Here is a 19,103-nt window from a genome sequence, read left to right on the forward strand (position 1 = left end):
GAAATCAGCACTTTAAGCGTCACGTCTCATTGCCGGTCGACGTATCGGATGAGTGCCATGGGCTTCTGGATCACTTCCGGAACATTCCCTGTTCAGGGATCTTGCCAGCTTCGTGAACTCACGGGCGATCTGGATTTCCGCCACGGGCGGTAAAACTCCGCGCGCACCAAATTGATCGTGGCCGACAGCCGGTCGTCCCATATCCAGCCACACCAGTTTTTCGATCTTCCCGACGACGGGCGTGTCGATCCCTTCGCTATCGATGTACGGCATATCCTCGCCGGAACTTTTTCCGCGAGGCACGGCTCATCGGCGCGGATTCGACAGGCGTCCTGATGCCTGACCGTCTCCGGCGCATCCCCGGCTTTGCCGGAAGCCGCGCCTGTCGATCCGCAACATATTGTTTTCACAAAAAATTTTCGCAACTCCCATGGGGTGGCCGCTGCATGTTGTCCGTTTTTTCGGCGCGGCCAGAGAGTGCGGGGATATCGCGAAAAGCGCTTGACAAGCCCCCGATCTTCCCCACAGATGCGTTGCACGATATTTGTTATAACAAATTACAGGCGACAGAATGCAGCCTTCCCTTCTTCTGCGTATCGTCACGCATCTGATCCTCGGCCTCTGCTGCCTGGTGGTGCTTTCACCGCTTTTGTGGGTGCTCCGGACCTCGTTTGCAGACAAGATCGTTGCCTATCAGCTGCCGCCCGCGCTGTTCTTCACACCGACCCTCGACAACTACCGCATGATCCTCGTCGAGATGGATTTCGGTACATTCTTCCTGAACAGCCTGATCATTTCGTTGACCTCCACGTTGCTGGCGGTCGTGATCGGCGCGCTCGCGGCCTATGCGATCGACCGCTACAAGGCCGGCGGTAACGCGATGCCGATCGTCATCCTCGCCACCCAGATGATGCCGCCCATCGTGCTGGTCATCCCCTTCTTCCTGATCTTCAAGGATATCGGCCTGACCGACTCCCGCGCCGGCCTGATCGTCACCTATCTCGCCTTCAACCTGCCCTATGTCGTCTGGCTGATGATGAGCTTCATGAAGCGCGTTCCGCGTGAGCTGGACGAGGCGGCGCTGATCGATGGCTGCACGCCGATGACCGCCTTCATCCGCATCATCGTTCCCGCGCTGCTGCCGGGAATCGGGGCGGCCACCATCCTCAGCTTTGTGCTGAGCTGGAACGAGTTTCTCTTTGCCCTGATGCTGTCGGGCAACGAGTCGAAGACCCTTCCCGTCGCCATATCCAGCCTGGTCACCCAGCAGGGCACGGCGATCGGGGCGGTCAGCGCGGCGACCATTCTCGCCATGCTGCCAATGGCGATCCTGTATTTCGCCATGCGCCGTTTTCTCGTCTCGGGGCTGAACCTCGGAGCGGTCAAGGGCTAACCGGCAACATACGGGACCCACGGTCCGAATTCCGTATTCAACCTCACCAAGGAGATCGAAGCATGCCCAGACTGATCACAACAAGGCTTGGCGTGATGGCCGCCTCGCTGCTCGCCGCCTCGACAGCGCTCGCCGATCCCGCTGCCGTCTGCAAGGGAAAGACGCTGAACCTTCTGCTCGAGACCGTGCCTGACAGCACCGCGCTGATCGAGGTCGCCCCGGAATTCGAGGCCCTGTCGGGCGCCAAGCTGAACATGGAAGCGGTCAACTATTCGCTGATGCATGAAAAGCTGGTGCCGAGCCTGACGGCCTCCTCCGGCTCATATGACGTGCTGGCGGTCGACAGTTACTGGGCGGGCGAGTTTGTCACCGCCAACTGGATCCAGCCGCTCGACGAGCGCATCGCCGCCGACAAGATCGACACCTCGGTCTATTATCCCGCGCTGATGGATGTGAACGGCAAGGTGAAGGACACCACCTATATGCTGCCGTTCTGGCAATATGCGATGGGCATGCTCTACCGGAAGGACATCGTCGAGGATCCGGCTTTCCAGGCTGCCTACAAGGAAAATTTCGGCCGCGACTGGCGTCTGCCCGAAACGCTTCAGGAATATGCCGAAGTCGCCAAATGGGCAGGTCAGCATACCGGCAAGGCCGGCGTCGCCATGTCGGGCCAGCGTGCCGACCCGGTGGTGATGGAAGCCACGAACTATGTCTTCTCGCTCGGCGCGGATTTCTACGATCGTGAAACATGGGAGCCGGCGCTCGGCTCGCCCGAAGGCATCGAGGCGGTGACGATCTACGCCGACCTCCTGGCCAATGCCGCCCAGCCCGGCGCGCTCGGCGCGAATTTCGACGATGTCGCCAATACGCTGAAGCAGGACAAGGCGGTTTTCGCGATTTCCTACCTGTTCCTGATGCCGACCTTGCAGGATCCGAAGGAATCGCAGGTGGTCGACAAAGTGGCCTTCGCGCGCATGCCCGGCGAGGACAGCCTGCTCGGCGCCTGGGGCTGGTCGATCCCGACCAATGCCGCCAATCCGGATTGTTCCTGGGAGTTCATCAAGTGGGTGGAATCCAGGGATGTGGCGATGAAGCGCGCCATGGCCGGCGGCCAGGCGACGCAGGCCTGGATCTATGACGACGCCGAGTATCTGAAGCTCTGGCCGCAGATGGCGGCGGTAGGCGATGCGCTCGCCCACGCCAAGGGCCTGCCGGTCATGTCGCGCGCAACCCAGCTCGTCGAGGTTTTCGCCGAGGTGATGGGCGACGTTCTCGCCAACGGCACGGATCCGGCGACGGCCATCGCCAATGCCGAAGACAAGTTCGCCCGTCTGACGAGGGGCGATCCGCTGCTAAAGTGATCCCCATCCCCCATGAAACCGCTGCGGCCGGATAATCGGCCGGCCGCAGCCCCGATCCTCCCGTGCGACGGATTTCAGAAGCATGACAAGCATCAGCCAGACCACAAGACCCGCCTATTCCGCCGCGTCTCCCCGATCGGACGGGTTGTCGACCGGGTTTTACAAGTTGCTGTTCATGACACCGACCATCCTCGTGCTGGCATTGGTGGTGGCGGGGCCGCTTCTCTATTCCTTCTGGCTCAGCCTGCACGAATATATCATCACCTATGGCATGGGCGATCTCGTCTGGTTCGAGAACTACGCCGTGATGATGAGCGATGAATTCGCCGGCGTATCGTGGGTCACGATGAAGCTGACGGTGATTGTGGTCGTACTGGAATTCCTGATCGCCTTCGGCCTTGCGCTCCTCCTGAACCAGTCCTGGCTGAAGTTCCGCGAAATCTACCTGCTGGTGCTGATGCTGCCGATCCTGATGACGCCGGTGGCGGTGGCGCTGATGTTCCGGCTGATGTTCAACCCCAATCTCGGCATCATCAACTGGCTGCTGTCGTTGGTCGGCATCCCCCAGCAGGGCTGGTTCGGCGATCCCGATCTGGCGCTGGCGACCGTGGTGTTCGTCGATATCTGGAACGAGACGTCGCTGATGCTGATCATGCTCTATGCCGGGCTGAAATCGCTGCCGCAGGATCCGGTGGAGGCCGCGCGCATCGATGGCGCCAGCGCCTTCCAGATCCTCTGGCATGTCACCCTGCCGATGCTGAAACCGGTCATCCTCGTGACGCTGCTGATCCGCATGATCACCGCGCTGAAGAGCTACGACCTGATCTACATGCTGACGCAGGGCGGTCCCGGCAAGGTGACCGAGACGATCAGCTTCTACGCCTACCGTCTGGGCTTCCGTTTCCTCGATATCGGCCAGGCGGCGGCCGTTTCCTTCATCCTTCTCGCGGCGGTGGTCGTCCTGACGGTCGTTCTGCTGCGCATCATGCGGGAGAACTGAGAATGACGCAGGATCAGGCTTCGCGCTGGAAGCGCATGCAGGAATGGGACCAGCGCCCCTTGCGGCTGGACAGTTTCTCGGAGGAAAGCCCGGAAAACGGCTTTGCAGTCTTTCATTCGCCCTGGGATCCCGCGCCCGGGCTGACGCTCGGGCCGGATGGGGCGATCCTTGAGATGGATGGCCGCAAGGCCGCCGATTTCGACATTCTCGACGCCTTCATCGCCGCCCATCACATCGACCGGACCGTCGCTGCCGAGGCGATGGCGCTCGACAGCACCGTGGTCGCGCGGATGCTGGTCGATGTGAACGTGCCGCGCGAGGGTCTCGAGCGGCTGGCGCGCGGCATGACCCCCGCCAAACTGGCCGAGGTGGTGGGCCGGCTTTCGGCGCTGGAGTCGACCTTCGCCTATTCCAAGATGCGCCAGCGTCATAGCCCCGGCAACCAGGCGCATGTCACCAACGCCAAGGACGACCCGCTGCAACTGGCGGCCGATTCCGCCATTGCCGTGGCGCTCGGCTTCGATGAGATCGAAACCACCATGCGGGTGGCGGGCAATGCCTGGGCCAATGCGCTGGCCTGCACCGTGGGTGCGGCCGCCGGGCGCGGCAGCACCCTGTTCCAGTGCTCGATCGAAGAGGCCGAGGAACTGAAGATCGGCCTTGCGGGCCTTGCGACCTATGCCGAGACCGTCTCCGTCTATGGCAGCGAACGCTCTTTCGTCGACGGCGACGATACGCCCTGGTCGAAGACCTTCCTGACGGCCGCCTATGCCTCGCGGGGCATCAAGGCCCGCTGCACGTCGGGGGCGGGCTCGGAATTGCTGATGGGGTTTCATGAAAAATGCTCGGTGCTGTATCTGGAAGCCCGCTGCCTCTGCCTCCAGCGCGCCATGGGCGTTCAGGGCACCCAGAACGGGGGCGTCGACGGTGCGCCGCTGACGGCCTCGATGCCGGGCGGGATCCGGGAGCTGATGGCGGAAAACCTGCTGGCGGTTTGGCTGGGGCTGGAATGCGCCTCGGGCAACGACACCAAGACGTCGGAATCCGAGATCCGCATCGGTGCGAAGATCACGCCCTACCTGCTGGCGGGATCGGACCTGATCACCTCCGGCTTCGGCTCGATCCGCGCCTATGACAATTCCTTCAATCCCTCGCTTTTCAACGCCGAGGAGATGGAGGACTACCTCGTCCTGCAACGGGATTTCGAGGTGGATGGCGGGCTTGCGCCGCTGACCGAGGAGGAAGCGCTTGCGGTGCGGCGTCAGGCGGTGGAGGCGATCGACGATGTGCTGGACGAGCTTGGCCTTGCCAGGGCCGATGCGGGAATGAAGGCCAGCGTCATCCATGCCTCCGGCTCCGATGACACCGAAACCTTTCCTCCGGTCCGCACCCTGCAAATCAGCCGCGATATCGCCGCGCGCGGGCTGACCGCCCTCGATGTGGTGCGGGCGCTGGCGTTGCGCGGCCATCGCGCGATGGCCGAAAACCTGATGAGCATGCTGCGCCAGCGCGTAAGCGGCGATTATCTGCAAACCTCGGCCATCGTCCGCGACGGCAAGGTCGTCAGCGCGGTGAACGATCCGAACCACTATTCGGGGCCAGGCACCGGCTACCGTATGGACGAGGCCCGCTGGAGCCGCGTGAAGGCGGTCAGGGGCACGATCAATCGCAGTCATGTCCTTGACGCCGAGGGTAGCCATGAGGCGCCGACGGGTTCGGCGCAGTTCTACCCGATCGGCAAGGCCGGCAAGGGCCACGATCCGCACGAGGTGGTGGTCGGCATTTCTCCGGCCTTCGGCGAGCGGCTGCATCGCACGACGGCGGGCCATGCGGTCAGCGATGTGCTGGACGCGCTGACCCGGGGTATCCTGGAAGGTGGCGGCATGCCGCGGGTGGTGCGGATCCGGCATACGGCCGACACGTCCTTCCTTGGCCTGAGTGCTGCGCATCTGGCGGGCTCCGGCTACGGAATCGGCATTCAGGCCAAGGGCACCGCGATCATCCACCACCGGGATCGGCTGCCGCATATGAATCTGGAGCTGTTCTCCAATGCGCCGCTGGTGTCGCTGGAGCAATATCGCGCCATGGGCCGCAATGCCGGGCGCATGACCTGGGGCGAGACGCCCGAGCCGATCATCGTGACCAACGACGGGCAGGCGCTCGGCGCGCGCTTCCACCCGCGCGTCGCGCTGCTCTATGCCATCGAGACGGAAATGAGCGAACCCGGCGCCGAGCCGGAAGAGATGTTCTTCGCCAGCGCGGAGCGTAACGCATGAGCACCGATGCCCGCAATCTGTACCCCCTTTCCGAGAAGGCGCCGCATCTGGTGCGCAGCAAGACCGGGCTGGGGCTTGAGGATTTCACCGTCGACGCGGTGCTGGAAGGCCGGATCGTCGCACAGGATCTCGCGATCACGCCGGAGGCGTTGCGATTGCAGGCCGATGTCGCCCGCGCCACGGACCGCGACCGTCTCGCCGAGAATTTCGAACGCGCCGCCGAACTGGTCGCCGTGCCGCAGGAAATGCTGCTCGATACCTACGAACTGCTGCGCCCCGGCCGCGCGAAATCCGCCGATCAGCTGCGTGAGCGCGCCACTTTGATGCGGGTCGATTATGGCGCGACCCGCATTGCGGCGCTGATCGAAGAGGCTGCCGATGTCTGCGAGCGGCGCGGTCTTTTCACAAAGAGATTCTAGAAGAGGAAAGAGAAATGGCTCAGGTGGAAGTCGTCGGGCTCGCCAAAAAATTCGGCGCGGTCGATATCATCCGCGACCTCGATCTGAGGATCGCCAATGGGGAATTCGTGGTGCTGGTCGGTCCGTCAGGCTGCGGCAAGACCACGCTGCTGCGCATGATCGCCGGGCTGGAAGCCACATCGGCGGGCGAGATTCGTATCGGGGAACGCGACGTCACGCGCCTTTCGCCGCGCAACCGCGATATCGCGATGGTCTTCCAGTCCTATGCCCTCTACCCGCATATGACCGCCGCCGAGAATATGGGTTTCAGCCTGAAGCTGTCCAAGGTTCCGCAGGCGCAGATCGACGATCAGGTGAACCGGGCGGCGAAAATGCTGCATATCAACCATCTGCTGACACGCAAACCCCGTGAACTTTCGGGCGGCCAGCGCCAGCGCGTCGCCATGGGCCGCGCCATGGTGCGGCAGCCGGCGGTCTATCTCTTCGACGAGCCGCTCTCCAACCTCGATGCGCAGCTGCGCACCTCGATGCGGGCGGAAATCAAGCGCATGCATCTGGAAGAAAAACAGACGGTGATCTACGTCACCCACGACCAGATCGAGGCGATGACGCTGGCCGACCGGATCGTCGCCATGCGCGAGGGTCGGATCGAGCAGATCGGCGCGCCGGACGATCTCTACAATCGCCCCGCCACCACCTTTGTCGCCAAATTCATCGGCTCGCCGGCCATGAACCTGTTGCCTGCCCTGGTGCGGGACGGTGTCATCGCGGTGACGGGAGGCCCCTCCTTCCCGCTGCCGCAGGCCTTCGCCCATCTGAAGGGCGAGAACGGGCGCGAGGTTCTGCTCGGCATCCGGCCCGAGGCGTTCCATCTGGAAGCGGGTCGTTCCGACTGGCCCTCCTTCGCCATCACCGCGTCGCTGATCGAGCCCTGCGGCGCGGAAGTCTATGTCATCGGCGATTTTGCCGGTCAGGAAGTGACCTTGCGCCTGCAACCCGGCACCGCGCCGCAGCGGGGCCAGACGCGCGACTTCCATATCGATGCCGGTGCCGTGCATCTGTTCGACGCCAGAACCGAGCGCAGCCTGCGCAATGAAGGAGACACCCCATGAGCGACACTCTTCTCGGCGGCAAGATCGCGCTCGTCACCGCCGCCGGATCCGGCATCGGCCGCGAGTCCGCCCGTATCCTCGCCGCCAATGGCGCCTTTGTGATGGTGACCGACCGTGACGCGGCGATGGCGCAGGAGACGGCGGAGGCAATCCAGGCCGCTGGCGGCCTGTCTGCATCCTCGGCGATGGATGTGGCGGATGAGGCCGCGGTCACCGAGGTCTTTGCCCGCGTGGTGCGTGAGCGCGGCGCGCTGAACATCCTGCACAATCACGCCGGCATCCAGATCGGCGGTGCGCTGGAGCAGATCGATGCCGGCGACATGCGCAAGAGCTACGAGATCAATGTCGTCGCGCAGTTTGCGGCCTGCAAGGCTGCGCTGCCGCATATGCGGGCGCAGGGCGGCGGGGTGATTCTCAACACCGCCTCGAATGCGGGCGTGTTTCTCGACAAGGGCATGCTTGCCTATATCACCACCAAATCGGCTGTCATCACCATGACCAAGCAGATCGCGCTGGACTATGCCCGGGACGGCATCCGCGTGAATGCGCTTTGCCCCGGCTGGGTCGATACGCCATTCAACGGCCCCTATGAGGCGCAGCTCGGCGGTCGCGCGGCGCTGGAAAAGGTCGTCCGCGATCTGGTGCCGATGGGGCGTTTCGGCCGGCCGGAGGAGATTGCCGAAGCCGTTCTCTTTCTCTGCTCGGATCGTTCCTCCTTCATCACCGGCCATGCGCTGGTGGTCGATGGCGGCGAATGCCTCGCCGGGGGCAGCAACTCTTCGAGCTGACGCAAACAGCCAAAGCCCAGCAACAAGGATATCGTCGTGCTGATCAATCCCCATCCGGCCGCTGTCGACGCTTCCGGCGGCCTGCCGCCGTTCGTGGCGACGACGGACCCCGCCTGCACGGCAGAGGCCGGCGCCATCGCCGAGAGCGCGCTTCTGTCGCAAGCCCCGCCGGGTGTCTCACTGGAAGAGGGCGCCCGTATCGCCAAGCGTGTGTTCGGCATTTCCGGCGAGATGCGGATGTTGTCCTCCGAGCGGGATTCGAACTTCCATATCCGCCTCGCCGGCGGTGAGCAGGCGTTGCTGAAGATCACCAATGCAGCGGAGGATCGCGCCGTCACGGCCATGCAGACCGCAGCCCTTGCACATCTCGCCGCCGTCGATCCGGCGCTGCCGGTGCAACGCGTCTGCGAGACGCGGGCGGGCCGGCCGTGGGAGATCGTCACCGGTCCCTCGGGACAGGAACATGTGGCGCGGCTGCTGACCTTTATCGACGGTACGATGCTGCATGCGGCCACCGCCGGCCCCGATCTGCATCGCGGCATCGGCATCCTGCTTGCACGGTTGACCAAGGCGCTGCGCGGCTTCTTCCATCCGGCGGCCGGGCACATGCTGCAATGGGATATCAAATGGGCCGGGCGGCTGCGTCCCATGCTGGAGTCCGTCGAGGACAGCGGCTTGCGGCTCAGGCTGACCGCGCTGCTCGACCGTTTCGACGCCGAGATCGCGCCGCGTCTGCCCCACCTGCGCACCCAGATCGTCCATAATGATTTCAATCCGCATAATCTCGTGGTGGACGCGCCGGAGGCCACGCGCCTGACCGGGATCATCGATTTCGGCGATATGGTGCATACGCCGATCCTCTGCGATCTGGCGGTCGCCTGCTCCTATCACGTCACCGACGACGCCGATCCTCTACGCCGGATCGCCGATCTGGTCGCGGGCTATTGCCTCGTCCTGCCGCTGGAGGAGGAGGAATTCGCGCTGCTGCCGGACCTGATCCGGCTGCGCCACATCACCACGCTCGCCATCACCGCATGGCGCGCGCGGCGCTATCCTGAAAATGCCGCCTATATCCTGCGCAATGCCGCCGCCTCGCTGCGGGGGCTGGATGTCATCGACCGCATCGGCGCCCGCGAGACCGCGCAAGCGCTGCGCGCCGCCGCCCTTTCCGCCAAACCGGAGTAAATCGTCATGACCATGGTGAACGCCTTTGACCCGGACCATGCCGCGGGCCTCGAAGCCGGGGACGCGGCGCTGATCGCGCATCGCCGCAAGGTGCTCGGCCCGGCCTACCGCCTGTTTTACGAGGAGCCGCTGCATCTCGTGCGCGGCGAGGGCGTCTGGCTCTACGACAACAAGGGCAGGTCCTATCTCGACGCCTACAACAATGTGGTGTCAGTCGGCCATTGCCATCCGAAAGTGGTCGAGGCAGTCACGCGCCAGCTCGGCACCCTCAACACCCACACCCGCTATCTGCATGAAGGCGTCGTCGCCTATGCGGACAGGCTGCTCGGCACCATGCCCGATGCGCTGGGTCATGTGATGTTCACCTGCACCGGATCGGAGGCCAACGACCTTGCGCTGAGGATCGCGCGCTCCTTCACCGGGCGGCAGGGCGTGATCGTCACCGGCCTTGCCTATCATGGCCTCACCGAGGCGGTCTCCGAGATTTCCCCGTCGCTCGGAGATTTCGTGCCGCGCGGACCACGCGTGCGGCTGATCCCGGCGCCGAATGCGCTCACTGTGCCGCCCCTGGAGCAGGGTGCGAAATTCGCCGCCGATCTGGCCGTCGCCATCGCCGCGATGCGCGCCGACGGCATCGAGCCGGCCGCCTTGATCGTGGACACGATCTTTTCCAGCGACGGGCTTTATCCCGATCCGGCGGGTTTTCTCAAGCCGGCCGTCGACCTGATCCGGGCCGAAGGCGGTGTCTTCATCGCGGATGAGGTGCAATCCGGCTTCGCGCGCACCGGGGATGCTTTCTGGGGTTTTCAGCGCCATGGGCTCGTGCCGGACATGGTGACCATGGGCAAGCCGATGGGCAATGGCTTTCCCGTCGCGGGCGTGGCATTGCGCCCGGAACTTGTCGAGGAATTCGGCGTCAGGGCCCGCTATTTCAACACGTTCGGCGGCAATCCGGTAGCTTGCGCCGCCGGGATGGCCGTGCTCGATGTGATCGAGGAAGATGGCTTGCAGGAAAATGCGCGCACGACGGGCGCCTTCCTCAAGCAACAGCTGGGAGAGATCACATCGGGTCGCGACGATATCGGTGATATCCGCGGCGCCGGGCTGTTCCTTGCCGTCGAATGCGTCGAAGGTTCCGCGGCCAACGCCCGCCTTGCGAGCCATCTGGTCAATTATCTGCGTCGCAACGGCGTTTTGATCAGCGCCACCGGGCCGGGGGCGAACATCCTCAAGATCCGTCCGCCGCTGGTGCTTCGCCGGGCGGAGGCCGAACGTTTTCTGGAAGCCGTGCGAGGGGCTCTGGCGGCCCATTGACGGGAAAGAGCACGTGTTTGGACGAGGCTTTGCAACTCCTGATGAAAAAGCACTCACAGTTCCGTGGAAATTACTCTAGCTTCGGGCAAAAGGCAGGAAAGAGAACCAAATGGAGTTCACACCGCTGACGTCCGAGCCGTTGCATGAACAGGCCTACGTTACGTTGCGCAATGCGCTTCTGACGGGGCGGCTGGCGCCGGGCCAGTCGCCGACGATCCGGGGCCTGGGCGCCAGCCTCGGGATTTCGGCGACGCCGGTGCGCGAGGCGCTGCAAAGGCTGATCGCGGAAGGGGCGCTCGAACTGGCTCCCAACCGGACCATCCAGGTTCCCGTCATGACGCGCAGCCGCTTTGTCGAAGTCACCGAAATCCGCCTGCGACTCGAATGCTTTGCCGCCGAAGCCGCCGCCGCGCGCGCCGACGAGGCGCTGTGCGATCGGCTTCAGATGCTCTCGGAGCGAATGCATGCCGCCATTGCGAAAGGCCGCTTTCCCGACTATCTCGCGGACAATCAGAGTTTCCACTTCCTGATCTATGAGGCATCCGGCCTGCCGTATCTTCAGCAGCTGATCGGCCTGTGCTGGCTCAGGACCGGCCCGTGGCTGAACCGGCTGGCGCAGGAGGGCCGCTTCCATGCCATCGCCAATGAAGAGCATGACAATATAATCACGGCCCTGCGGCGCGGCGACGTTCAGGCCGTCTCGGAGGCGACCAGCCGGGATATCAGCGAAGCCGGGACCGTCCTGATCGAGTTGCTCCCGACATAAATCGGGCGGTTTCACTGCGATGGCCGGAAACTCGCTCAACCCGGCTTTGGGCGACGGCGACGACGAAAACGACCGCCTCCGGCAATGCCGGCGGGCAGGGGCCCTTGCGCGACGACGACCCCTCCATAATCCTTTCCAAAAGACAATCCTCGACGACAGGCAGGTGTGTGCCGCTTGCGCCCGCATATGGAGCATTTCCAGCCGAAGCGAGATCGCTTCGGTTTCCAGTGCGCTGTTGTCCGATAAGGAAATCTGTTTTTGTTTGATTTTGATCAATAAAATAAACGGGCCGTCTGTTAGTTTAGAACGTAATATGCTTTACGTTCATGAATATTCCCCAGTGCTGAAACGAATAAAACTCAGCGCGAAAAACCCGAAAAATCCTTGTCGGAAATTTGATGGATCGAGATTGACGCTCGGTTTCCCGGTGTTCTCACGCGTCCCACGGAAATTACTTGCCGTATGGGGCGGAAAACTGTTCGAAACATAGGCGATAAGATGGAACTCACTCTGCTGCATTGGCTGCTGGCCGGCGTTCCGACGCTCGCGTTGATCGTCCTGATGGTGGTGCGGAACTGGTCCGCGCAGGAAGCCGGCGCCATCACAATTTTCATCACCGCGGCTATCGCATATTTTGCTTTTGGCACGCCCGTGGATGCCCTGCTGGTTGCATCGGCCAAGGGAACCTGGGATGCTTTGCCCATTCTCTACGTAATCTGGCCGGCGTTGTTGCTCTATCACGTGATGAGCAAATCAGGCGGCTATGATGCGCTGCGTCACGGAATATCCGGGATGTCGCAGAACGAGATCTTCATCATCGTGGCGCTGGGCTGGGTTCTGCCGTCTTTCCTGCAAGGCATTGACGGCTTCGGCACCCCGATCGCCGTTGTCGCGCCTTTGCTGGTGGCGTTCGGCGTGCGGCCCATTTACGCCGTGGCGATCCCGATCATCGCCCATATCTGGGCAAAATTCTTCGGCACATTGGGCGTCGGCTGGCTGGCTACGCTTCAGGTGGTCGAACTGGATGCGGCAACGGCGACGTCCATGGGCGTCCAGGCCGGCCTGCTGATGATCCTTCAGGCCCTGCTCGGGGGCTTCACCATCGTGTGGATGTACGGGCGCTGGCCCGCCATCCGGGCCTCCTGGCCGCTTGTGTTGATCATCGGCCTGATCCAGGGCATCGGCCAGACCCTCATGGTCTGGGTCGATCCGATCCTCGCGGCGTTCCTGCCGGCGACGGTCGCCCTGATCGCCCTGTTTCCCTTGTCGCGCATCCCCCGTTACCGGCTGCCGGCACAGGGTATCGAGGAACGCCCCGCAATGGTCGATGGCACCAATCTGGGCGTCGGTGAAGGGCCGGTGCCTCCCATGGGCACAGGGATGGCGCTTGCGCCTTACGGCCTGCTCACGGTCCTCGCGCTGGGCACCTCGCTGATCGGCCCGCTCGCCCAATGGCTTGACGGCCCGAAGTTCGGGCTGGCCTTTCCGCAACTGGGGACCGGCATGGGTCCGGGGATGGAAGCCACGTCTCAATACGCGCCATTGCATCCGTTTTCCCATCCCGGCGCCGTGATCGCGGTGACGGCCCTGGTGGCCTGGATCGTCTATGCCGGCAGGGGATATTTCGACGAATGGTCCAGACGTACGGGCAAGGTGCGGGAACCCATCGTTCCGGCCTGGATCCGGAGTTCGGCGCCGGCTTCGGTTCCCATCATCGCCTTCCTCATCGTCGCCTCCACCATGAAGTTTTCCGGGCAGACGCAGATGCTTGCGCTTGGTATCGCGGCAGTGGCGTCTCCCTATGTGTTCGCCTTCTTCGCGAACGGGCTGGGCATTATCAGCGCCTTCATCACATCCAGCAGCACGTCGGCTCAGGTTCTGATGTCCGAACTGCAACTGGATCTGGCCAAGGCCAATGGCCTGCCGCCCGCCACCATTCTGGGCGCGCAGGCGGCTGGAGGCGCGATCGGCAATGCCATAGCGCCGGCCAATGTCGTTATGGGCGCCAGCACCGCCGGAGCCAGCGGTCAGGAAGGTGCGATCCTTCGCAAGACCATTCCCTGGACGGTGGCGGCATTCGTGCTGACCGGCATTGCCACCGTCGTCCTGGCACTGATCACCGGCTAAGGGAGATCCGGCAATGCTCAAGAAAATCTTCAGTGATAACGCCGCCGCGTTGATCCTCGTCTTCGTGCTTTTCATGGTGGCCATACCGCTGGTCAGCGTCGGCTCCACACAGAGCCAGCCGGCCTTGTCCGGGCTGGGAGGCCTGATCCTGATCGTCGCTGCCGCGATCCCTCCTGCACGGCGTTTCATGGTGAAGAAGGAAAACTGAGAGCGGCGGACCGCCCCGATTGTTTCATGACGGCCCGAAAGGGCGATACGGAGAAAGCAACATGATCTCTGCAAATGGACCGAGAACCGGACGAGCGCCGGCATACGGCAAGCGCGGCATGGCCAGTTCGCCACACTATCTGGCTACGGCTTCCGGCGAAAACATACTGCGTCGCGGCGGCAGCGCGGTGGATGCCGCTATTGCCATCAATGCCACATTGAGCGTGGTCTATCCGCATATGGCGAGCATCGGCGGCGACGGCTTCTGGCTGATCGCCGGCGGCAACGCGTCCGGTGTGGAAGCCATCGAGGCCAATGGTCCGGCAGCCGCGCTGGCTACCCGGGAATTCTACGAGAGAAACGGCCATACGGAAGCCATTCCGATGCGCGGCCCCTTGAGCGTCTTGAAGGCTCCCGGCGCCGTCGACGGCTGGCGCCTCGCGCATGAGCGCCACGGCAGGCTCCCCTGGGAAGAGTTGTTCGCCGATGCGATCCATTACGCTCGCGAGGGCGCCGCCATCACCCGTTCGCTGGCCGACTGGATCGCCGCCGACGAGGAAATCCTGCGCACCGACGCCAACATGGAGAAACTCTATCTGCCGGATGGTCGTCCGCAGCGCGAGGGACAGGTGCTGGTGCAGGCGCAACTGGCCGAAACACTGGAGGGCATTGCCAGGAACGGCGCCCGGGAAGGCTTTTATGAAGGCCGGGTCGCCCGTGAAATCGGCCGCGCCATGGAAGCCATGGGCTCTCCCCTGCGTTTCGAGGATCTGAAAGCCTTCCAGGCCCGCTGGGTCGAGCCGATCAGGTCGTCCTATCGCGGTTACGACGTCTTTCAGATGCCGCCGCCAACGCAAGGGTTTGCAGCGCAACTGATCCTCAACCTGCTCGAACCCTTCGATGTCGGCGCCTGGGGCTGGAATTCGGTCGAATATTATCACCACCTCGTCGAGGCGACCAAGGTGGCCTTCGCCGATCGTGACGAATGGCTGAGCGATCCCGCCTATGTCGATATTCCGCTGGACACGTTCCTGTCGAAGGAATACGCGCGACAGCGCCTGCAACTCATCGACCCCGAAAGGGTTCTGCCTGTCGACGGCATCGAGCCGGGGCTTCGCTTTGGCGACCAGGCGCGCCGCGACAGGCCGGGCGGCGGCACCGTTTATTTCTGCGCCGCCGATGCCGATGGCATGATGGTGTCGAAGATCCAGTCGCCGTATCATGACTTCGGCTCGGCCGTGATCGCCGGCGACACCGGCGTTCTCATGCAAAACCGCGGCTGCTTCTTTTCGCTGGATCCGGCGCATCCAAATGCTCTGGAGCCGGGCAAGCGTACCTTCCACACCATCATTCCGGCCCTGCTGATGAAGGACGGCAAACCCGTCATGGCCTATGGCACGATGGGCGGTGAGGGCCAGCCGCAAACGCAGGCCGCAATGATCACGCGGATGATCGATTTCGGTTTCAACGTGCAGCAGGCGATCGAGGCGCCCCGCTGGCTGATGGGGCGCACCTGGGGCACGCTTTCGCGTGACCTGCTGCTTGAGCCGCAAATTCCCGCCGAAGTGGTGCGCGAACTCACGTTGCGAGGGCATCCGGTGAGGATGGCCACGCCCTGGAATGGCAGCCTCGGACATGCGCAGGCCATACGGCGGCACACCGGCACGGGGCTTTTCGAGGGCGGCGCCGATCCGCGCGGTGACGGTACGGCTTCAGGCTTCTGAAGCTCCGGCGCGTCCGGGCATCCGTCTTCTCAGGAGGACGGATGCTGCCGGAATTTGGGGCAGGTCAAAAGCGTTTGCGAAACTCTGGCGCATATTTTATACAATATTCCGAAGCCAATATCGGCTAAGGGATAACTGCTATGAAAATTATCGGCATCGACGTCTATTCCTACACGGTAGGCTATGCCCACGGCACCTACATCATGTCCGGTGACCGTGTGGCGCAAAGCGAAGACGGAACCGTCGTTCGCGTCCGCACGGATGACGGCATCAGCGGGTGGGGTGAAATCACGACCCTTGGAAAGGTCTATCTTCCGACATTTCCCGAAGGCATCCGCACGGCCCTGAAGGACCTGGGAGAGGCGTTGATCGGGCATGACCCCACCAATATCGCGAAGATCAACCGGGTCATGAACGCAACGCTGATGGGGCAGGAATTTGCAAAGAGCCCGATCGATATCGCGTGCTGGGACATCAAGGGCAGGGCCCTGAACTTGCCCGTTTCCAGCCTGATCGGCGGGGTCATCAACGACCGTTTTCCGATCTATGAAGCGGTTCCGCTCACCACCCCGGAAGAGATGGGCGCTTTCATCGAAGCAAGGCGGGCGGCCGGAATCAACCGGTTCCAGTTGAAGGTCGGCAACAATCCCTTCGACGATATTGCGAGAGTGCAGGCAAGCGTCGAGGCCGGCGACACAAACACCGTCATCGTCGCCGATTCCAATGGCGGCTGGTCGCTCGCCGCCGCCAAGCTCGCCGTGCAGGGCATGGCAGGGCTTCCTGTCTTTGTCGAACAGCCGTGCCGGTCGACTGCCGACTGCATCCTCGCCCATCGCGGCTCTTGCCTGCCGCTGATACTGGACGAGTCGATTGTCAATCACGATGAGGTTTTCCGCGCCAAATATGAGGCCAACGCGGTCTCCATCAATCTCAAGTTCGGCAAGCTCGGGGGGCTGTCCAACGTCGTAAAGGCACGCGATCTCCTCCAGGACCTCAATATGGCGGTTTCGGTCGAGGATATGTGGGGCGGTGACATCATCACTGCGGCAACCAGCCATATCGCGGCGACCACCCGGCCGGAGTCACTCCTGATGACGCCGTTCTTCAACGATTGGACCGATGGCCATCTCGCCAATTATTCACCCCGCTCCTCGGATGGATATGGATCGGCCCCGACAGGCGCAGGTCTGGGTATCGAAGTCGATCTGCAAAAGCTGGGCAAGCCGCTCTTCACCGTCGGAGCGAACTGAAACCGCATCTGGCCCCGTTGAGAACAACGGGGCCAGACCGGAGAATGCCTGAAATCGTCCCGAACGAAGGGCGGCGCGCTCATGCGCGCAAATCGGAGGCGCTGCGCAATATCGAAAGCGGCGGCTATTCCGCTGCCCGGGGCGTTTCGGCGCCAGGTCCGCGATCCTTGAGGAGACCCAGAAGGACAAGGCGGATGTGATCGATATGCTCCCGCATCAGTTGGGCGCCCTCCTCGAATTTTTGCTGCCGGCAAAGCTTCAGGATCGCTTTGTGCTCCTTGACCGCACGGTTCCGGTCCGAGGTGATATTGGTGAGCTGGAGGCGCGTGTGCCGGTCGCATTCGGCGAGTAGATTCTGGACCGTGCTCAAGATACGGGGACTGCGCGCGTGCCTGTAGATCGTCATGTGGAACTCCGTGTTCAGGTCGTTCCATGTGGCGACATTCACGCTGTCCATCGACGCGGTATATGTCTCCAGATTGTCTTCCAGTTTCTCGAAGTCCGCGGCCGTCAGATTGGGGGCGGAGCGAAGGAACAGGAATGGCTCGAGCATGAGCCTCAGGTTGAAAAGCTCTTCGATCTCGTCGATCGACAATTCCACCACGACGGCGCCGCGATGCGGCAGAATGCTGAGGATCCCCTCGCTTTCGAGGCACAACAGCGCTTCGCGGACCGGTATGCGGCTCATGCCGAATTCTTCGGCCAGCGCGTCCTGGCGCAAGCGCATGCCGGGGGGATATGTCCCGCCGAGGATTCGATCACGGAGTTCCGAGGCCGCCGCCTCGGCCATCGTCTTGTGCTTGAGCCCCTTGCCGACGGTCGCCATGCGAAATTGCCTCGTTCGTAAAGAGCCGATTCATACGTTTGTTGATTTTATACAATAACGGGCCGTGCTCGTGCAACCGTCCCTAAATACCGGGGAAGGCTTGAAACCCCGCCTTCCTGTCTCCGCCGTTCTTCGCGCAGACGATCGCATTCCGCTCGCCGTACCATTGGTCGAATATTTTATCCAATCTGCAAAAGTAACTTGATGCGGTTGGAAAGGCCTGCTGTCCGGCAGGCGGGGTTGCGATGCGCTTTCACACTCCAGCCTCGTGAAGGCGCTTTCGCCCGGAGCGCTCCTCCGTCACGCCCTGCAACGGCGAGCCGGAGCATTTCCGGTGAAGACGGATCACCGGAAATGCCCTGTCCCTTTGTCCGTTCACAGGAAGATCGCGTGTTCATCGCGCACCAGTTCCTGCACGAACTCCACTACGGTGCGCACCCGCACGAGGTCGCGCGTGCTTTCGTGCCAGGTGGTCCAATAGGCGCGGCGAATCGCGGTATCCGGCAGCAGGCGCACCAGTTCGCCATACTGGCGGGCGATATAATCGTGCAGGATGCCGACGCCCGCGCCCGAACGCACCGCTTCCGTCTGGCCGGTGGCGCTGGAGATTTCGAAGCCGGCATCCCAGCTGCGCATGATCTCGCCGGTGAAATTCAGCGAGGCGGTGAAGATCAGATCCTCGACATAGCCGACGCGGCGGTGGCGTTTCAGGTCCTCCACTGTTTCCGGCGCGCCGTTCTCCTCGATATAGGCGCGCGAGGCGTAGAGGCCGAGCGTATAGTCGGTGAGCTTGGAGGAAACGAGCCGGCCCTGCTCGGGGCGCTCCAGCGTGATGGCAATGTCCGCCTCGCGCTGCGATAGCGAGAACGAGCGGGGAACCGGCACCAGCTGGATGCGCAATTCGGGGTGACGCGCCGTCAGCCGGCCGAGGCGCGGCGCGAGGAAGGAGACGCCGAAACCATCCGGCGCGCCGATGCGCACCGTGCCGGCGATCGCCGTATCGATGCGGCCGATGCGCGACTGCGCCGCCAGCATCTCCGTTTCCATCCGCTCGGCGGCGCGCAGGAAGACCTCGCCTTCCGCCGTAAGTTCGCAGCCGTTGGTGCGCCGCACCAGAAGCCGCGTTTTCAGTGTCTCCTCCAGCGTGCTCACCCGACGGCTCAGCGTGGCGTGATTGACGCCAAGCCGCCGGGACGCCGCCAGCAGTTGCCCTGTCCGGGCCACGGCGAGAAAAAGCCGGACGTCATCCCAGTTCATTGTCGCTCCTTGTTCGATTTATGCACAACGGTTGCTTATCCAAGGACATTGAATTGCGTAAATTGTAGTGCGATGATCCCCTCACATCAACGGAG

17 protein-coding genes are annotated in these 19,103 nt (G+C 63.0%); 14 read left to right on the forward strand and 3 right to left on the reverse strand.

The genetic code is table 11. The features are described 5' to 3' along the window. Positions 1–12: 12 nt before the first annotated feature. Positions 13–273 (reverse strand): hypothetical protein, encoded by a 261-nt coding sequence (locus KYK29_RS18215; RefSeq protein WP_254692314.1) that lies wholly within the window; start codon positions 271–273, stop codon positions 13–15. Positions 274–571: 298 nt separating this feature from the next. Between KYK29_RS18215 and KYK29_RS18220 the strand changes: the two genes are divergently transcribed. The 14 genes from KYK29_RS18220 to KYK29_RS18285 all read left to right on the forward strand — a co-directional run bounded on the left by KYK29_RS18220 (position 572) and on the right by KYK29_RS18285 (position 16,925). After that, on the forward strand, positions 572–1,393 hold the full coding sequence (locus KYK29_RS18220) for a carbohydrate ABC transporter permease (protein ID WP_254692315.1): 822 nt from the start codon (positions 572–574) through the stop codon (positions 1,391–1,393). A 62-nt stretch (positions 1,394–1,455) separates the two neighbouring features. Beyond that, positions 1,456–2,757 carry an extracellular solute-binding protein gene (locus KYK29_RS18225; RefSeq protein ID WP_254692316.1) on the forward strand — a complete coding sequence of 434 codons (1,302 nt, stop codon included), beginning with the start codon at positions 1,456–1,458 and terminating at the stop codon, positions 2,755–2,757. A gap of 82 nt (positions 2,758–2,839) precedes the next feature. Next, a complete protein-coding gene (locus tag KYK29_RS18230) occupies positions 2,840–3,757 on the forward strand; it encodes a carbohydrate ABC transporter permease (RefSeq protein WP_254692317.1) in 918 nt (305 codons plus the stop codon). A 2-nt stretch (positions 3,758–3,759) separates the two neighbouring features. After that, positions 3,760–6,033, forward strand: a complete 2,274-nt coding sequence (locus KYK29_RS18235) for a propanediol/glycerol family dehydratase large subunit (protein WP_254692318.1) — start codon at positions 3,760–3,762, stop codon at positions 6,031–6,033. Then, positions 6,030–6,452, forward strand: coding sequence for a diol dehydratase small subunit (locus KYK29_RS18240; protein ID WP_254692319.1), 423 nt, complete (start codon positions 6,030–6,032; stop codon positions 6,450–6,452). The genes KYK29_RS18235 and KYK29_RS18240 overlap by 4 nt, the downstream gene beginning before the upstream one ends. A gap of 14 nt (positions 6,453–6,466) precedes the next feature. After that, entirely contained in the window at positions 6,467–7,564 is a 1,098-nt protein-coding gene (locus KYK29_RS18245) for an ABC transporter ATP-binding protein (protein ID WP_254692320.1), read from the forward strand. Beyond that, positions 7,561–8,352 carry an SDR family NAD(P)-dependent oxidoreductase gene (locus tag KYK29_RS18250; protein ID WP_254692321.1) on the forward strand — a complete coding sequence of 264 codons (792 nt, stop codon included), beginning with the start codon at positions 7,561–7,563 and terminating at the stop codon, positions 8,350–8,352. The genes KYK29_RS18245 and KYK29_RS18250 overlap by 4 nt, the downstream gene beginning before the upstream one ends. 36 nt (positions 8,353–8,388) lie before the next feature. After that, positions 8,389–9,537, forward strand: coding sequence for a phosphotransferase (locus KYK29_RS18255; RefSeq protein ID WP_254692322.1), 1,149 nt, complete (start codon positions 8,389–8,391; stop codon positions 9,535–9,537). Between the two features lie 6 nt (positions 9,538–9,543). Beyond that, positions 9,544–10,851 carry an aspartate aminotransferase family protein gene (locus KYK29_RS18260; protein WP_254692323.1) on the forward strand — a complete coding sequence of 436 codons (1,308 nt, stop codon included), beginning with the start codon at positions 9,544–9,546 and terminating at the stop codon, positions 10,849–10,851. Positions 10,852–10,960: 109 nt separating this feature from the next. Beyond that, positions 10,961–11,617: a GntR family transcriptional regulator gene (locus tag KYK29_RS18265; RefSeq protein WP_254692324.1), complete on the forward strand. Its 657-nt coding sequence runs from the start codon at positions 10,961–10,963 to the stop codon at positions 11,615–11,617. Between the two features lie 498 nt (positions 11,618–12,115). Further along, the gene (locus KYK29_RS18270; protein ID WP_254692325.1) at positions 12,116–13,744 is read left to right on the forward strand and encodes an L-lactate permease; all 1,629 of its coding nucleotides are present in this window, start codon (positions 12,116–12,118) and stop codon (positions 13,742–13,744) included. A 13-nt stretch (positions 13,745–13,757) separates the two neighbouring features. Further along, on the forward strand, positions 13,758–13,952 hold the full coding sequence (locus KYK29_RS18275) for a hypothetical protein (RefSeq protein WP_254692326.1): 195 nt from the start codon (positions 13,758–13,760) through the stop codon (positions 13,950–13,952). Positions 13,953–14,013: 61 nt separating this feature from the next. Beyond that, the gene (ggt, locus tag KYK29_RS18280; protein ID WP_254692327.1) at positions 14,014–15,675 is read left to right on the forward strand and encodes a gamma-glutamyltransferase; all 1,662 of its coding nucleotides are present in this window, start codon (positions 14,014–14,016) and stop codon (positions 15,673–15,675) included. Positions 15,676–15,815: 140 nt separating this feature from the next. After that, positions 15,816–16,925 (forward strand): mandelate racemase/muconate lactonizing enzyme family protein, encoded by a 1,110-nt coding sequence (locus tag KYK29_RS18285; RefSeq protein WP_254692328.1) that lies wholly within the window; start codon positions 15,816–15,818, stop codon positions 16,923–16,925. 124 nt (positions 16,926–17,049) lie between these two features. On the opposite strand, the gene KYK29_RS18290 is transcribed toward KYK29_RS18285, so the two are convergent. Both KYK29_RS18290 and KYK29_RS18295 read right to left on the reverse strand, forming a co-directional pair. After that, positions 17,050–17,751, reverse strand: coding sequence for a GntR family transcriptional regulator (locus tag KYK29_RS18290; RefSeq protein WP_254692329.1), 702 nt, complete (start codon positions 17,749–17,751; stop codon positions 17,050–17,052). A gap of 375 nt (positions 17,752–18,126) precedes the next feature. Then, positions 18,127–19,008: a LysR family transcriptional regulator gene (locus KYK29_RS18295; RefSeq protein ID WP_254692330.1), complete on the reverse strand. Its 882-nt coding sequence runs from the start codon at positions 19,006–19,008 to the stop codon at positions 18,127–18,129. Between the last annotated feature and the right edge of the window lie 95 nt (positions 19,009–19,103).

It is taken from the genome of Shinella daejeonensis, assembly GCF_024281235.1.
GTDB classification, from domain to species: domain Bacteria; phylum Pseudomonadota; class Alphaproteobacteria; order Rhizobiales; family Rhizobiaceae; genus Shinella; species Shinella daejeonensis.

What these genes read in the sequence shown, in the direction of transcription:
- KYK29_RS18215 (WP_254692314.1), bottom strand. Translation starts at nt 273, where the DNA reads ATGCCGTACATCGATAGCGAAGGGATCGACACGCCCGTCGTCGGGAAG.
- KYK29_RS18220 (WP_254692315.1), top strand. Translation starts at nt 572, where the DNA reads ATGCAGCCTTCCCTTCTTCTGCGTATCGTCACGCATCTGATCCTCGGC.
- KYK29_RS18225 (WP_254692316.1), top strand. Translation starts at nt 1,456, where the DNA reads ATGCCCAGACTGATCACAACAAGGCTTGGCGTGATGGCCGCCTCGCTG.
- KYK29_RS18230 (WP_254692317.1), top strand. Translation starts at nt 2,840, where the DNA reads ATGACAAGCATCAGCCAGACCACAAGACCCGCCTATTCCGCCGCGTCT.
- KYK29_RS18235 (WP_254692318.1), top strand. Translation starts at nt 3,760, where the DNA reads ATGACGCAGGATCAGGCTTCGCGCTGGAAGCGCATGCAGGAATGGGAC.
- KYK29_RS18240 (WP_254692319.1), top strand. Translation starts at nt 6,030, where the DNA reads ATGAGCACCGATGCCCGCAATCTGTACCCCCTTTCCGAGAAGGCGCCG.
- KYK29_RS18245 (WP_254692320.1), top strand. Translation starts at nt 6,467, where the DNA reads ATGGCTCAGGTGGAAGTCGTCGGGCTCGCCAAAAAATTCGGCGCGGTC.
- KYK29_RS18250 (WP_254692321.1), top strand. Translation starts at nt 7,561, where the DNA reads ATGAGCGACACTCTTCTCGGCGGCAAGATCGCGCTCGTCACCGCCGCC.
- KYK29_RS18260 (WP_254692323.1), top strand. Translation starts at nt 9,544, where the DNA reads ATGACCATGGTGAACGCCTTTGACCCGGACCATGCCGCGGGCCTCGAA.
- KYK29_RS18265 (WP_254692324.1), top strand. Translation starts at nt 10,961, where the DNA reads ATGGAGTTCACACCGCTGACGTCCGAGCCGTTGCATGAACAGGCCTAC.
- KYK29_RS18270 (WP_254692325.1), top strand. Translation starts at nt 12,116, where the DNA reads ATGGAACTCACTCTGCTGCATTGGCTGCTGGCCGGCGTTCCGACGCTC.
- KYK29_RS18275 (WP_254692326.1), top strand. Translation starts at nt 13,758, where the DNA reads ATGCTCAAGAAAATCTTCAGTGATAACGCCGCCGCGTTGATCCTCGTC.
- ggt (WP_254692327.1), top strand. Translation starts at nt 14,014, where the DNA reads ATGATCTCTGCAAATGGACCGAGAACCGGACGAGCGCCGGCATACGGC.
- KYK29_RS18285 (WP_254692328.1), top strand. Translation starts at nt 15,816, where the DNA reads ATGAAAATTATCGGCATCGACGTCTATTCCTACACGGTAGGCTATGCC.
- KYK29_RS18290 (WP_254692329.1), bottom strand. Translation starts at nt 17,751, where the DNA reads ATGGCGACCGTCGGCAAGGGGCTCAAGCACAAGACGATGGCCGAGGCG.
- KYK29_RS18295 (WP_254692330.1), bottom strand. Translation starts at nt 19,008, where the DNA reads ATGAACTGGGATGACGTCCGGCTTTTTCTCGCCGTGGCCCGGACAGGG.